A 13,879-nucleotide genomic window follows, 5' to 3' on the forward strand; every position below is an offset into this window, starting at 1 on the left:
ACCTGGTCGAGGGTCAAGCCGGGTCGGGCCGGTCGGCGCCGTCGCCGGGGGCGGGAGCGTCGGCGGCGGAAGGGACGGGGGTGGAGGGAGACACGGGGGCGGGAGGGACAGGGGCCGAGGGAGGCACGGGCGCGGCGCCGGCGAGGTGGGCCAGCTTGTGCGGGTTGCGGACGCTGCGGATCCCGACGATCCGCACGGTGCCGTCGGGCTGCTCGGCGAATTCGAACACCGACACGGAGTCGACGGCTCCGTCCACGGTGACCAGCGCACCGGGCTCGCCGTTGACCAGGACCGGACGGGCGCCGGCACCCTCGCCGAGCTGCCCGAGCACCCCGAGGACGAAGCGGGCGACGTTCTCGGCACCGATGACCGGCCGCAGCGCGGCACGGATCACCCCACCGCCGTCCGTCCAGGCGGTGACGTCGGGGGCGAGCAGTTCGAGCATCCGGTTCAGGTCGCCGCCGGCGCAGGCCACCAGGAACTCGTCAGTGGCGCGGCGGCGCAGTTCGGGCGGGGCGTCGTAGCGCGGCCGGCCGGCGCGCACGTGCGCCCGGGCCCGGCTGCCGACCTGACGGCAGGCGGCTTCGGTGCGGTCCAGGGCCTCGGCGATCTCCTGGTAGGAGAATCCGAAGGCCTCCTTGAGCACGAACACCGCCCGCTCCAGCGGGGACAGGCTCTCCAGCACCACCAGCAGGGCCACCGAGACCGTCTCGGCCCGCTCGACACCCTCGGTCGCGTCCGGCTCGGCGACCAGCGGCTCGGGCAGCCAGGGGCCGACGTAGGACTCGCGGCGGACGGCGGCCGAGTCCAGCTTGTTGAGCGCGAGGTTGGTGACCGTACGGGCCAGGAAGCCGCCGGGACTGGCGACCGGGCCGGTGGCGCCGCTCCAGCGCAGCCAGGTGTCCTGGACCAGGTCCTCGGCATCGGCGACGCTGCCGAGCATCCGGTAGGCGATGCCGAAGACCGTCCGCCGGTGCTGCTCGAAGTCGGCCGACCGGGAGTCGGCCGACGGCGCGTCGTGGGTGTCGGTCACCCGCGCGACGCTACCGCACGGTAGCCGCCGCGCTCAGCCCCGGAAGGCCTCGTAGGCGGGGGCGAGCACGACGGCGAGGTCGCGGCCGTGCACGGTGATGCCGGAGCGGCCGAGGCGGCGCAGCGAGGACTCGTCCGGACCGTCCTCCTCCGCCGCCGCCGGCGCGCGGCGCAGGGTGAAGTCGCCGCACCAGTAGGCGGCAACGTTGACCACGGGCGGTTTCGGTTCGTCGCTCACGCGTCCTCCTCGGCCACGGCGTCCTCCCGGGTGAGGGCGACCAGTTCGCGCAGCGCCTCGACCGGCAGGTCGGTGAGCCAGCGCTCCCCCTCCCCCACCACCGCCTCGGCCAACGAGCGTTTGGCGGAGAGGAGTTCGTCGATCCGCTCCTCGACGGTGCCGACGCAGACCAGCCGGCGGACCTGGACGTCCCGGCGCTGGCCGATCCGGAAGGCCCGGTCGGTGGCCTGCTCCTCGACCGCCGGGTTCCACCAACGGTCCAGGTGGATCACCTGGTTGGCGGCGGTCAGGTTGAGGCCGGTGCCGCCGGCCCGCAGCGAGAGCAGGAACACCCCCGGCCCGTCCGGGGATTGGAAGCGTTCGACCAGCTCCTCACGGCGCCCCCGGGGCAGACCGCCGTGCAGGTAGAGCACCTCCTCGCCGAGCCGGCGCTCCAGGTACGGGCGGAGCATCGCACCGAACTCGGCGTACTGGGTGAAGACCAGCGTCCGGTCGCCCTCGGCCAGCGCCTCCTCCAGCAGTTCCGCCAGCCGGGCGACCTTGCCCGAGCGCCCGCCCACCGCCGAACCGTCGTGCAGCAGTTGGGCCGGGTGGTTGCAGACCTGCTTGAGCTTGCCGATCGCGGCCAGCACCGTGCCGCGCCGCTCCACGCCCCGGATGCCCTCGACCCGCCGCAGCAGGTCGGCGACCACGGCCTGGTAGAGGCCCGCCTGTTCGGCGGTGAGGTTGCACCAGACGGTCATCTCCTGCTTGGCGGGCAGCTCGGCCGCCACCGCCGGGTCGGACTTGACCCGGCGGAGCACGAACGGTGCGGTGCGGCGGAGGAGTTCGGCGGTGCGTTCGGGACTGCGGTGCAGCTCGACCGGGATCGCGTAGCGCTCCTTGAAGCGCTCGGCCGGGCCGAGCAGGCCCGGGTTGGCGAAGTCCAGGACGGCGTGCAGTTCGGCGAGCCGGTTCTCCACCGGAGTGCCGGTGAGCGCGATCCGGTGCCGGGTGACGGGAAGCGCGCGGATCGCCCGGGACTGCGCGGTGCCGCTGTTCTTGATGTGCTGGGCCTCGTCGGCGACCACCCGGCGCCAGCGGATCGCGCGCAGGGCGGCGAGGTCGCGCTGGACCAGCCCGTAGGTGGTGATGACCAGGTCCACGCCCCTGACGGCCGCGGCGAGTTGCTCCGCGCCGAGGCGGCCGGCGCCGTGGTGGACGTACCGTCGCAGACCGGGGGCGAAGCGCTCGGCCTCGCGCTGCCAGTTGCCGACCAGGGACATCGGGCAGACCAGCAGGGTGGGACCGGCGGTGTCCTCCGCCCCCTTCGCCGCCTCCGGCCCGTCCGCCACCTTTGCCGCCTCCGCCGCCTCCGCCGCCTCCGCCGCCTCCGCCCGCTCGGAGGCGAGCAGGGCGAGGGTCTGGACGGTCTTGCCGAGGCCCATGTCGTCCGCCAGCACGGCGCCGAGGCCGAGTCCGGACATGGTCCGCAGCCACGCCAGCCCGCGTTCCTGGTACGGGCGCAGCTCGGCCCGGAAGTCCGCCGGCAGCTCCGCGGCCGGGGCGGCGACGGCCTGCCCGGCGAGCAGCTCGCCGAGCGGGCCGTCGGCGCGCACCGAGGTGACCGGCAGCCCGGCGACCGTCGCCTCCGGGTCGAGGGCGATCCGCAGCAGCTCTCCGGCGGCGAGCACTCCGTCGCGCCGGTCGGCGAGGAAGGCGAGCGCGGCGGCGATCTGGGCCGGGTCGGCCTCCAGCCAGGTGCCGCGCACCCGGACCAGCTCCTGCTTGGCCGCGGCGAGTTCGGCCAGTTCCCGCTCGGTGAGCGGCTCCCCCTCCGGGCCGAGCGCGACCTGCCAGCGGAAGGCGACCACGGCGTCCCGGTCCACCTGGCCGGTGGCCGCGAGCGAGCCGGGTGCGGGCGGGGTGGTGGCGCGCAGGACGAGCCCGAGCCGGGGGCGGCGGCGCCACCAGGCGGGCAGCAGCACCCCGAAGCCGCCCTCGGCGAGGGCGGGCGCGGCGGTGCGCAGGAAGTCGAGCGCGCCGGCCCGGCCGAGCGGCAGGGCGGACGGGTGGGAGCGGTGGCGCAGCCCGTCCAGGGCGGGCCAGCGGTGGGCGGCGCGGGCGAGTTCGGCGACCAGCACGTCGACCGGGTCGGCGCCCTTGCGGGCGAGCGCGGCGTGGGCGGCTCCGCCCTCGTGCAGGTCGGCGGCGCGGACCAGCAGGGAGGGCTCGTCCACGGCCTGGAGCAGGAATTCCAGCTGCCACGCGTCGTCGGAGGGCCGGCCCTCCGGGTCGTCCTGATCGGGGCCGAGCGGCTCGACCAGGCGGAAGCAGAGCCGCAGCGCCGGATCGACGGGCTCGGCGGCGGCGTACCAGGCGCCGAGCCCGCGGCGCAGTTCGGCGAGTTCCTCGGGCGGGGAGCCGTCGAACCCGCCGTCGGGGGTGGTGAGGGCGTGCAGCCAGCGCTCGGCGACGGCCGCCCCCGGCCCGGCGCCGCCGTCGACCGGGAAGGGGGACGGGGCGTCCGCCAGTGCGGCGCGGGCCTCGGCGTCCACCAGTGCGCCCAGGGCCGCGCCCAGCAGCGCGTCCCCGTCGTCGGCGCCGTGCGGCCACTCCCCCAGCAGGACGGGCGGGCAGCCAGCGGCCAGGGCGGCGGCCTCGCGGCGCCCGGCCGGGGTGAGGTCGGGCCGCCACCGGGCCTGCGGGCGGCCGTCGGCGGCGGTCACGGGCAGCGGCTGGACCCGGCCGCGGCCGACCGTCCGCCAGGCGAGGTCGTGCACTCCGGTGAGCCAGCGCAGCGAGGGGCCGTGGACCACCTCGACCCGTCCGGCGCCGGGCAGATCGCTGCTGGTGACGGCCCAGACCGGGTCGAAGACCTCACCGAGCAGCTGGGCGGCGGCCCCGGCCCCGAAGAGCAGGGCCGGCACCCGCCAGGGCGTGAGCACGGCGCCGCCGCGCGGCGGCGCGACCGGAAGGTCGGGCGAGGGCGCGGGGACGGTGCCGACGGTGGGCAGCAGCAAGGTGGCCCAGCGCTCGGGGGCCTGTCCGGCGAGCCAGCCGAGGCCCGGTCCGATGCCGCCGAGCACGGCGGCCAGCTCGCCGGCCGGGCAGGCGTAGGGGTGGGCGCGCGGGGCGGGCCGGTCGGGCTGCGGTTCGGCGGCGCCGGGGTGGGCGCGGGCGTCCTCGGCCCAGAGAGCCAGGTGCCCGTCCGCCCGCCAGAGCGCGTGCAGGACGAACATCGGGGGCCTTCCGGGCGGGGTGGGACCGTCCTTCGCAGCCTATCCGGGAGGTCCGACAGGGCGGGTCCGCTGAGCCGTTCGGAGGAACCCGGAACGCCATGGTTGAAAGTTGAACGAAGTTGTCCTACGCTGGAGCCAACAAGTTGAAGCCTAAACAACTGGCTTCGAACCAAGGAGGAAGCCATGGGCCTGTTCAACCGCACCAAGACCGTCACCGCCCCCGCCGCGACCGCCGCCCCGACCCCGGCCGGCCCGGACCTCGCCCACCTGACCGGCGACTGGACCGTGGACAACACGCACAGCGAGATCGGCTTCTCGGTCCGCCACGCGATGGTCACCAACGTCAAGGGCCGCTTCACCGAGTACGACGGCAAGCTGCACCTGGACGGGACCCACCCGGGCAACTCCTCGGCCGAACTGGTGATCAAGGTCGCGAGCGTCGACACCAACCAGGCCCAGCGCGACGAGCACCTGCGCACCGGCGACTTCTTCGCCGTCGACACCCACCCGGAGATCCGCTTCCGCAGCACCTCCGCCCAACTGCTCGGCGGCGACTCGTACCGGATGACCGGCGACCTCACCATCAAGGGCACCACCCGCCCGGTCGTGCTGGACCTGGAGTACACCGGCAGCGCCACCGACGCGTACGGCGCCGACCGGGTCGGTTTCGAGGGCAAGGCCGTCGTCGACCGCACCGAGTTCGGCCTGACCTACAACGCCGCGCTGGAGACCGGCGGCGTGCTGATCGGCGAGAAGGTCAAGCTCAGCTTCGACATCTCCGCCGTCAAGGCGGCCTGAGCCGGCCGTCCCCCCGAGCACCGCCCCTGCCCTTCCCCCCGGGGGCAGGGGCGGTCTTCGTGTGACGGCCGCCCGCCCGTACGGCGGTCGGCCGCCCGCGCCCGCCCCTGCCGCAGCCACGCCGCGTCCGCCCCTACGGCAGCAGCGCCGCGTCCGCCTCGGGAAGCCAGCTGCCCGGCGGACGGCGCAGCCAGCCCTCGGCCGCGCCGAGCGCGCCGGCCGCGGCGGCCAGCGCCCGCAGCCCCGGGTGACGCTCCCCGGGCCGGTGCACCAGGCTGACCAGGCTCAGCGGCACCGGTTCCACCAGCGGCACGTTCACCGTCCCCGGGATCCGCGGGCCGCCGACCGTGGTCAGCATCGGATCGCCGTGCCGGGCGAGGTAGCGGGCGGTCTCGTCGACGCCCACCGGCGGCACGTACGGCGCGGCCGCCGTCAGACCGTGCTCCCGCAGCAGCCGGGTGCCGAGGTCGGCCCACTCGGTGGTCGCCGGGTTGCCCGCGCAGACGTCGACGGGGTGGCCCGCCAGCTCGGCCGGGCGCAGCACGGAGCGGTCGGCCAGCGGATGGGTGTCCGCCATCATCACCGAGATCCGTTCCAACCGCACCGGCAGCTGGACGAGTCGACCGCGCACCGGGGCGGGCAGCCCGGCGAAGCGGCCGAAGGAGGCGTCCAGCCGGTGGGCCAGCAGTTCGGCGGCCGCCGCGGCCAGTCCGCCGTGGAAGCGGGCCAGCAGTTCGCCCGCCGGCCAGGCGGCCCGGGCCCGTTCGAGCACCCGGCCGGCGGTGAGGTCCGGGCCGGTGACGTCACTGTTGAGGTCGAGCAGCAGCGGCCGGGCGGCGGCCCCGGATCCGGCCGCGGCCTCGGCGAGGATCTCGTCGTGCAGGGCGAGGAACCCGCGCGCCCGGGGCAGCAACCGCCGCCCGGCCGGGGTGAGTTCGACGCTGCGGGTGGTGCGGGTGAACAGTGCTTCGCCGAGCTGCCCCTCCAGGGTCCGGACGTCCCGGCTGAGTGCCTGCTGGGCGGTGTGCAGCCGCTCTGCGGCCCGGCCGAAGTGCAGGGTCTCGGCGGTCGCGACGAAGCCGCGGAGCAGGCGGGGGTGCAGGTCACGGGGCATGGGCGGCAGATTAACAACAGCGTGTTGTGAGTGCGGCGAAACAGGTGTTGGACGGCCGCCCGCCACCGGCACCAGGCTGTGAGCACCCCCTTTCCCCTTGTGCTCACAGGAGCCCGATGCCCCCGCGCGCCGTCCTCACCTCCTACCGGCGGCTGTTCGCGGCCCCCGGCGCCGTCGCCTTCACCCTGACCGGGCTGCTCGGCCGGCTGGCGCTGTCGATGAACGGCGTCGCCCTGGTGGTGCTGCTCTCCGAGCGGCGCGGCTCGTACGGGCTGGCCGGGGCCGTCTCGGCGGCCGGACTGGTCGCCGGCGCGGTCGGGATGCCGCTGATCGGACGGCTGGTGGACCGGTACGGGCAGGCGCGGGTGACGGTACCGGCCGCGCTGTACAACGCCGTTCCGCCGGCCGGGCTGCTGCTCTGCGTCCGGTTCGGCGCACCCGACTGGACCCTCCTCCTCTGCTCCGCGGCCGGCTCGGCGGCACCCAACCTCGGCGGCATGGCCCGCTCCCGCTGGGCGCACCTGTACCGGGACGACCCGGCCGCCCGGCACCTGGCCAACTCCTTCGAACAGGCCCTGGACGAACTCTGCTTCATGGCCGGCCCGGTGCTCGCCATGCTGCTCTGCACCACGCTCGCCCCGGAGGCCGGACTGATCACCGCCGGCACCCTCGGCGCCACCGGCGCCCTGCTGTTCGCCGCCCAGCGGCGCACCGAACCCCCGCTGCCCCCCGCCCCGGCGCAGGGGCGGGAACCGGCCGGACCGCGGCACGGCTCCCCGCTGCGGGTGCCCGGGCTGCGGGTGCTGGTGCTGACCTTCCTGGCGACCGGCACGGTCTTCGGCGCGACCGAGATCACCACCGTGGCGTACGCCGACGCGCTCGGCCACAAGGCCTCCGCCGGACTGCTGCTGGCCCTGTTCGCGGCCGGTTCCTGCGTCGCGGGGCTGCTGTTCGGGCTGCTGACCCCGCGCCGGGCACCGGGCACGCGGTTCCTGCTCGGCGCCACCGCGATGGCCTCGGTCCTGCTGCTGCCGCTCGCCGCCGGGCTGGGCGGGGCCGGGCTCGGGCTGCTCGGGACGGCCCTGTTCGCGGCCGGCACCGCCACCGCGCCGACCATGGTGACCGGGATGACGCTGGTCCAGGAGCTGCTGCCGCAGCGGCAGTTCAACGAGGGCATGGCGATGGCGGTGTCCGGCATCGTGGTCGGCATCTCGGCCGGGGCGGCGCTCGCCGGGACGGTCGCGGAGCGGGCCGCTCCGGGCACCGGCTACCTCCTGCCCGCCGCGGCCGCCGGGCTCGCGCTGCTGATCGCGCTGGCGGGGCGCCGGCACCTGACGGCGCGCGGGGCGGCGGCGGCCGCACGGCCCGAGGGGGCGCCGGGTGGGGCGCCGAGCGGGGCGCCGGGCGGGGCGCCGGAAAATGCCGAGCAGATTGTCAGTCCCACCCTCTAACGTCGAGGCATGGGGGAAATCACGTACGTCCGAGGCGATGCCACCACGCCCCAGGGCAAGGGCGTGAAGGTGGTCGCGCACGTCTGCAACGACCTCGGCGGGTGGGGCAGGGGCTTCGTGCTCGCGCTCTCCAGACGCTGGCCCGAGCCCGAGGCCGCGTACCGGCGCTGGCATCGAGAGCGGGCGAAGAACGACTTCGGCCTGGGCGCCGTCCAGCTGGTGGCGGTCGATCCGCACGTCTGGGTGGCCAACCTGGTCGGCCAGCGCGGCATCCGCACGGGGCGCTCGACCGGGGTGCCGGTGCGGTACGAGGCGATCGACACCGGACTGGCCACGCTCGGTGAGCACGCGCTCCGGCTCGGTGCCTCCGTCCACATGCCGCGGATCGGCTGCGGCCTGGCGGGCGGGCGGTGGGACCGGGTCGAACCGCTGGTCACCGCCCGGCTGACGGCCCGGGGCGTACCGGTGACCGTCTACGACATCGACTGACGGCCTGCTCCAGCAGGTCCTCCCCTTCCACCGATCCGCCTCTCCACCGTTCCGTCGACCGGTTCCTACCGGTCCGCCGGCTCCGCCCGGTCGGACCCGACCGCCACGCGCGCGGCCGGCCAGGCGTACACGTACTCGGGCAGCAGGAACCCTCCGGGGAACTCGCCCTCCTGTGCCCGGACCCGCTCGGCGCCCTCGCGCTCGTAGAAGGCGATCGCGCGGGTGTTGTCCCGCAGCACCTCCAGGGAGAGTCCGGCCCCGGGGTGCCGCTCGGCGACATGGGTGCGGGCCGCGGTCAGCAGCTCGCGCCCGATGCCGCCGCCGTTCAGGCCGGGGCGGACGTGCAGGTTGTCGATCAGCACCCCGCCGTCCGGCTGCGGGACGAGGTAGATGAATCCGACCGTCGCGCCCGCCCGTTCGGCGACCAGCAGTTCGGGCGTGTTCTCCGGCCCGCCGTAGTCGGCGCAGTCGGTGGCCAGGCGCAGTGCCCACAGTTCGCGCCGCTGGGCGACCATCCCGTCCCCCAGTCCCGCCTCGGGGACGATCCCCCGGTAGGTGGTGCGCCAGCTGTGGGCGTGCAGCTCGGCGACGGACTCGGCGTCCTGCACTCCGCCGCGCCGGATGACGGTCAGTCCTGAACTGATCATGTGACCAGCCTCCCACAGAGATGGAGTTGAACATGTTCAACCGATACGTCTACAGTACCGCTCAGCTTTTGAACGCGTTCGAAACAAGGGGGGTCGCCGTGGCACCGGATGCGGAGGGGGCATCCGGTGCCACGAACACCGACACCGGATGGAACGTCGTCTCCGGCTAGGCTCGTGCTCGTGGACGACCTGGCAGCGACGAACCGAACGGACGGCGAGAACGGCACGGCCGGGGCTCCGGCCGCGCCCGACCCGGGGAGCGGGACCGGGCCGGAGGGCGGAGCACTGCCCGGCGGCCGGGCCCAGCCCAAGACCGACAAGAGTGAGGCGACCCGTGCCCTGATCCTGGAGACCGCCATGCGGCTGTTCCAGGAACGGGGCTACGAGAAGACCACCATGCGCGCCATCGCCACCGAGGCCGGCGTCTCGGTGGGCAACGCGTACTACTACTTCTCGGCGAAGGAATTCCTGATCCAGGGGTTCTACGACCGGATGACCTACGAGCACGCGGCCGACGCCAAGCGCCGGATGTCCCACACCCGGGACTTCTCCGAGCGGCTGGAGATCGCACTGACCTCCTGGCTCGACACGGCCGCGCCGTACCACGAGTTCGCCGCGCAGTTCTTCCGGACGGCGGCCGACCCGACCAGCTCGCTGAGCCCGTTCTCCAACGATTCCCACCCGGCCCGGGCGACGGCGGTCGAACTGTTCCGCGACGTCCTCCAAGGCTCGGAGCTGGCGCCCAAACTGGACGCCGAACTGGTCGAGCTCCTGCCCGACGTGCTCTGGCTGTACCTGATGATCGTGGTCCTCTACTGGGTCTTCGACCGGACCGAGGACACCGAGCGCACGCGGGAGTTCGTCCGCCGGTCCACCCCCATGGCGGCCCGGGTGATCAACCTCTCGCGCTACCGGGTGTTCCGGCCGATCGTCCGTGACGCCAAGGGCCTGATCCAGGACTTCATCCTGCCCACCATCGGCAAGACGGCGGTCACGTAGCGCCCGCGGCAACACCGGAGGCCGGCCCGCGAACGGGCCGGCCTCCGGTGCGGGAACGGGCTCAGAACTCGGTCGGCGTCCAGGCCCGCACCGGGGTGCGCAGCAGCAGGTCCACGGCGGCCGCCGCCCCCGGGCGCAGCTCGCCGACCAGGCCGGCCGCGGCCAGCCTCGACGCCGTCTCCGCGCCCAGGTAGAGCGAGCCCAACTCCGAGGCGCCGAGCGCGAGGTCGGCGTCGTCCGTGGTCCGGGTGCAGCGGCCGGTGCCGTCCTCGGCCGTCTCCAGCGCCCAACGGCCGGAGGCGTAGCCCAGCTTGTCGTCGACCTCCAGCACCACCCGACCGGGGGCGCCGTAGCTGCGGGCGCGGAACGCGGCCTCGACGTCCAGCACCCGCAGCCACACGACGTCCGCGTTGTCCTCGTGCGGGGTGGCCGCGCGCGGGTCCTGGAGCAGCAGCGGCAGCGGGTCGTCCGGGCCGAGCCTGCACACCTCGACCCTGGCCACCCAGTCGACGGACAGCACCAGGCGCCAGAGTTCGACGGCGGTGGGCAGGTCGAGGGCGATGAAGTCGTCCACGGTGAGCTTGCAGTCGGGGTAGGCGCCGTCCCACTTGGTCCCGATCCGGTAGACCACCAGGCCGGTGACCACGTCGGCGGCGTCCCGGTGGACGGCGGCGAACGGCTCCTTGAACTCGTCGCCCGGTGACCGGACTTCGCCGACCGTGCGCTCCCACCAGAGCGCGTCGCGGTCGATCGCGCCCGACTGGGTGCGCCGCCAGCGCTCGTACAGCTCCGCGCCCAGCTCGCGCAGCTCCGCCATGGTCACGAAGTCGATCCGGCCGCCGGGGACACCGGGCAGGCCCTCGCGCAGACCCCGGGTGCGGCGCAGCTCGATGTTCCAACCGCCGCCCCGGGTGGCCGGGCCGAAGCCGAACCGGCCGTAGATGTTGTACTCGGCGGCGGCCAGGATCGCGACCGCGCTGCCGCGCTCGGCGGCGCCCGCGAGGTCCCTGCGCATCATCGCGTTGAGCAGGCCGCGGCGGCGGTGGGTGGCGCTGACCGTGACGTTGGTGATGGCGTCGGCCGGGACGACGGCGCCGCCCGGGACGGTCAGTTCGGCGTCGAAACTGCGGAAGGTGGCGATCTGGCGCTCGCCGTCGAAACCGGCCAGCATCCGGCCCGGCTCCCACTGCCGACGGCGCAGGTCCGGCGCGACGGCCACGTCGGGGCGCAGGAAGCCGAAGTTGAGCGCCCGGTTCCACTCCGCCACCTCGTCCACCGAGACGGCCCGGACCTGGAGCCCGCTCACGCTGTCGATGTCCGTGTGATCGATGCTGTTGCCCATGGGGCCACCGTACGGCGGCCCTCCGGGGGTGGCATCCGAATTATTCCGTGCCCGACCCGTGGTGCTCGCCGGGCACCACCACCCAGTGGTTGGTGCGCAGGACGCGGTCCGCGAAGTCCAGGTCCCGCTCGCCGACCAGCCGGAATCCGAGCGCCCGGCAGATCCCGTTGGACGGTCCGTTGGTGGTCCCCGGGTTGGCGTGCACCTCGCCCCAGCGGCCGTCCTCGGCGGCGGCGTCCAGCACCCTGCGGACGGCCGCCTTGGCGAGGCCGCGCCCCTGGTACTCGGGCAGCACCATCCAGCCGATCTCGGAGAAGCTCTCGCCGTCCTCCTGGTCCGACCAGAGCGTGACGGTGCCCGCCGCCTCTCCGTCCTGCGCGCCGTCCGGCACGATCATCCTGATCCAGGAGCTGTCCCCGGCCACCAGGGCCAGGTCCCTGCGCAGCCGCTCCTCCACCCGCGCCCGGGGCAGCGGGCCGCCGAGTTCGGCCATCATCACCGGGTCGCAGCGCATCCGGACGTACGCCTCGACGTCCCCCGCCCGAACATCCCGCAGTCGCACGACGCCTCCTCAGTATCGGTTCGCGCGGTCACGCTAGCGCGCCCCACCGACAGTGGCGCCCGGGCGGGCCCGCCTGGCATCCTCGTGCCGGTTCAGGTGCAGACGATCCGCTTCGGGGGGAACCATGGAGGACGAGTACGTCCGCAGGCTGAAGGAGTACGAGGGCCGGGCGCTGACGGCGAAGCTGGTCGGCGGGCTGACCGTGGCCGGCTGGCTCTGGGCGCTCTGGCTGGTCCTCGCGCCGGGCAACGGGCTGTGCGGCTCACCGGCCTTCTACCAGCCGACCGGCTTCCACCTGGCCGAGGTCTGCGACTCCGAGATGATCGGCCGGGTCGGCGGCGCGTTCGCCGTCTTCCTCGTGTCGCTCCCGGTCGCCGCGCTCTGGGGCTGGACAGTGGTGCGGCTGCGCGACAGCCGCCGGGCGGTGGCCGCCGTGGCCGGCCGGTAGCCCGGTGGGGCGGCGGCCGGCTCGGCCTCCCGGACGCCCTCGGTGCCGAGTACCTCGCGCCGAACCGGTTCCGGGGACGCCCTGATCGCGCTCGACCCGGTCCTCGCGGCCGCCGCCGAGGGGGTGGGGCCGAGGGGGTGGGGCCGGTCGCACCCGTCGAGGTGCTGACCGGCACCCGCCGGCCCGGGCGTCAGGGGCGGGCGTAGAAGTCCGGGGTCCCCATGATCCAGAGGCTGGCCTGCTTGACCGGCATGCCGACCCGCGGGGCCTCGATCATCTGGTCGTCGCCGATGTAGAGCCCGACGTGGTGGATGTCGGCGGCACGCCCGGTGTCGGTCCAGAAGACCAGGTCGCCGGGGCGCAGCTGGCGGTAGCCGATCGGGGTGCTCTGGGCGTACTGGTCGGCGGCGAAGTGGTTGAGCTGCCGGCCGCCCTCGCGCCAGGCCATCATCGTCAGCCCGGAGCAGTCGTAGCCGCCCGGGCCCTCGCCGCCCCAGACGTAGGGCAGGCCGATCTTGGACTTGGCGAAGGCGATGGCGGCGGCCGCGCCCTCGGCGGACCACGGGCGGGCGAGGGGCGGTGCGGGGTGGGCCCTGGTGGCAGCGGCGGCCGCCGCCGCGGCCTCGGCCTCCCGGGCGGCCTGCTCGGCGGCGGCGCGGGCGGCGGCCTCGGCCTCGCGGGCGGCGATCTCCTCCAGGGCCTCGCGGCGCCGGAGCTCCAGCTCGACGGTGGTGTTCCGGGCGGCGGCCAGCTCGGCCAGCATGTGCTCGCGGCGCCGCCCGGCGGCGGCCACCTCGTCCTGCTGGGCGGCCAGCCGCTGCTCCGCCCTGACCTTGGCCGCGCCGACCTCGGCGGCGGCCTTCCCGGCGGCCTCGGTGGCGGCCCGGGCGGCGGCGGAGGCGCCGCGGGCGGCGGCCGCGGTGGAGGTGGCGGCGTCCAGGATCTGCCGGGTGCGCTCGCTGACCTGGCCGACCGCGGCGGCGCGGTCGCCCGCGTCGCGCGCGCCGTGGGCGCCGAGCAGGGCGTTGAGGGCGGACAGTTCGGCACCCGCGCCCTGCCGGTACGTCTCGGCCGCGAGCCGGGCCGCGTCCTCGGCGGCGGCCGCCCGCTCGGCCTCGGCGGCGGCGGCGCGCTGCGCGGCGGCGACCTCCTCGGCGCGGGCCCGGGTGAAGGCGAGCCGGGCGCCGTTGTAGGCCTCGACGACCTGTTCGGCGGTACGCCCGGCCCGGTCCAGCTCGGTGCGGGCGGCGGTGAGCGCGGCCTCCAGGGCGGCGGCCGAGGAGGCCTTGCCCTCGGCCTCGGCCCGGGCCCGGTCGATCTCCTCGGTGGTCGGGTACGGGTCCTCGCCCACGGCCCGGCCGGCCGTCGGTTCGGGGTCGGCCGGGGCGGCCTGGGCGGCGGGGAGCAGCCCGAGCAGGGTGGTGAGGGACAACAGGAGGGTCGGCAGGATCCTGCGCGCCACGCGACATCCCTTCTGACGGGTCCGGAGGGGACGGCGTCGGACGGCGCGCGGCGTACGGGCGGTCGGTGGCCCGGGG

The 13,879-nt window shown here is 75.4% G+C and carries 13 protein-coding genes; 5 read left to right on the forward strand and 8 right to left on the reverse strand.

Translation table 11 applies throughout. From position 1 onward, the window contains the following. Positions 1-13: 13 nt before the first annotated feature. The 3 genes from ACWGKU_RS16930 to ACWGKU_RS16940 are packed head-to-tail and all read right to left on the reverse strand — an operon-like array spanning position 14 to position 4,491. On the reverse strand, positions 14-1,033 hold the full coding sequence (locus tag ACWGKU_RS16930; RefSeq protein ID WP_452180863.1) for an RNA polymerase sigma-70 factor: 1,020 nt from the start codon (positions 1,031-1,033) through the stop codon (positions 14-16). Positions 1,034-1,066: 33 nt separating this feature from the next. Then, entirely contained in the window at positions 1,067-1,270 is a 204-nt protein-coding gene (locus ACWGKU_RS16935; protein WP_452180862.1) for a hypothetical protein, read from the reverse strand. Further along, a complete protein-coding gene (locus tag ACWGKU_RS16940) occupies positions 1,267-4,491 on the reverse strand; it encodes an SNF2-related protein (RefSeq protein WP_452180861.1) in 3,225 nt (1,074 codons plus the stop codon). Before ACWGKU_RS16940 ends, ACWGKU_RS16935 begins: the two co-directional genes overlap by 4 nt. 183 nt (positions 4,492-4,674) lie before the next feature. On the opposite strand from ACWGKU_RS16940, the gene ACWGKU_RS16945 reads away from it, so the two are divergent. After that, positions 4,675-5,289 (forward strand): YceI family protein, encoded by a 615-nt coding sequence (locus ACWGKU_RS16945; RefSeq protein ID WP_401055009.1) that lies wholly within the window; start codon positions 4,675-4,677, stop codon positions 5,287-5,289. A 133-nt stretch (positions 5,290-5,422) separates the two neighbouring features. Here ACWGKU_RS16945 and ACWGKU_RS16950 read toward each other — a convergent pair whose 3' ends face one another. Beyond that, entirely contained in the window at positions 5,423-6,403 is a 981-nt protein-coding gene (locus ACWGKU_RS16950) for a LysR family transcriptional regulator (RefSeq protein WP_452191469.1), read from the reverse strand. A gap of 116 nt (positions 6,404-6,519) precedes the next feature. On the opposite strand from ACWGKU_RS16950, the gene ACWGKU_RS16955 reads away from it, so the two are divergent. Further along, complete coding sequence (locus tag ACWGKU_RS16955; RefSeq protein ID WP_452180094.1) at positions 6,520-7,854, forward strand: MFS transporter; 1,335 nt, start codon at positions 6,520-6,522, stop codon at positions 7,852-7,854. Positions 7,855-7,863: 9 nt separating this feature from the next. Then, positions 7,864-8,343 (forward strand): macro domain-containing protein, encoded by a 480-nt coding sequence (locus tag ACWGKU_RS16960; RefSeq protein ID WP_452180093.1) that lies wholly within the window; start codon positions 7,864-7,866, stop codon positions 8,341-8,343. A gap of 65 nt (positions 8,344-8,408) precedes the next feature. Here the strand turns inward: ACWGKU_RS16960 and ACWGKU_RS16965 are convergent, their stop codons facing one another. Beyond that, positions 8,409-8,990, reverse strand: a complete 582-nt coding sequence (locus ACWGKU_RS16965) for a GNAT family N-acetyltransferase (RefSeq protein ID WP_401053251.1) — start codon at positions 8,988-8,990, stop codon at positions 8,409-8,411. A 180-nt stretch (positions 8,991-9,170) separates the two neighbouring features. Here ACWGKU_RS16965 and ACWGKU_RS16970 point away from each other — a divergent pair, with 180 nt between their 5' ends. Continuing rightward, positions 9,171-9,989, forward strand: a complete 819-nt coding sequence (locus ACWGKU_RS16970; protein WP_401053249.1) for a TetR/AcrR family transcriptional regulator — start codon at positions 9,171-9,173, stop codon at positions 9,987-9,989. Between the two features lie 61 nt (positions 9,990-10,050). Here the strand turns inward: ACWGKU_RS16970 and ACWGKU_RS16975 are convergent, their stop codons facing one another. Both ACWGKU_RS16975 and ACWGKU_RS16980 read right to left on the reverse strand, forming a co-directional pair. Continuing rightward, positions 10,051-11,331, reverse strand: coding sequence for a GNAT family N-acetyltransferase (locus ACWGKU_RS16975; RefSeq protein ID WP_401053247.1), 1,281 nt, complete (start codon positions 11,329-11,331; stop codon positions 10,051-10,053). A 40-nt stretch (positions 11,332-11,371) separates the two neighbouring features. Further along, positions 11,372-11,893, reverse strand: coding sequence for a GNAT family N-acetyltransferase (locus ACWGKU_RS16980; protein WP_401053245.1), 522 nt, complete (start codon positions 11,891-11,893; stop codon positions 11,372-11,374). Between the two features lie 124 nt (positions 11,894-12,017). On the opposite strand from ACWGKU_RS16980, the gene ACWGKU_RS16985 reads away from it, so the two are divergent. Then, positions 12,018-12,341: a hypothetical protein gene (locus ACWGKU_RS16985; protein ID WP_359910399.1), complete on the forward strand. Its 324-nt coding sequence runs from the start codon at positions 12,018-12,020 to the stop codon at positions 12,339-12,341. A 190-nt stretch (positions 12,342-12,531) separates the two neighbouring features. Here ACWGKU_RS16985 and ACWGKU_RS16990 read toward each other — a convergent pair whose 3' ends face one another. After that, the gene (locus ACWGKU_RS16990; RefSeq protein WP_401054996.1) at positions 12,532-13,803 is read right to left on the reverse strand and encodes a C40 family peptidase; all 1,272 of its coding nucleotides are present in this window, start codon (positions 13,801-13,803) and stop codon (positions 12,532-12,534) included. Positions 13,804-13,879 lie beyond the last annotated feature (76 nt).

The organism is Kitasatospora sp. NPDC054768 (assembly GCF_053612025.1).

Coding starts and splice junctions, on each gene's coding strand:
- ACWGKU_RS16940 (WP_452180861.1), bottom strand. CDS start 4,491: ATGTTCGTCCTGCACGCGCTCTGGCGGGCGGACGGGCACCTGGCTCTC.
- ACWGKU_RS16955 (WP_452180094.1), top strand. CDS start 6,520: ATGCCCCCGCGCGCCGTCCTCACCTCCTACCGGCGGCTGTTCGCGGCC.
- ACWGKU_RS16960 (WP_452180093.1), top strand. CDS start 7,864: ATGGGGGAAATCACGTACGTCCGAGGCGATGCCACCACGCCCCAGGGC.
- ACWGKU_RS16945 (WP_401055009.1), top strand. CDS start 4,675: ATGGGCCTGTTCAACCGCACCAAGACCGTCACCGCCCCCGCCGCGACC.
- ACWGKU_RS16950 (WP_452191469.1), bottom strand. CDS start 6,403: ATGCCCCGTGACCTGCACCCCCGCCTGCTCCGCGGCTTCGTCGCGACC.
- ACWGKU_RS16975 (WP_401053247.1), bottom strand. CDS start 11,331: ATGGGCAACAGCATCGATCACACGGACATCGACAGCGTGAGCGGGCTC.
- ACWGKU_RS16965 (WP_401053251.1), bottom strand. CDS start 8,990: ATGATCAGTTCAGGACTGACCGTCATCCGGCGCGGCGGAGTGCAGGAC.
- ACWGKU_RS16985 (WP_359910399.1), top strand. CDS start 12,018: ATGGAGGACGAGTACGTCCGCAGGCTGAAGGAGTACGAGGGCCGGGCG.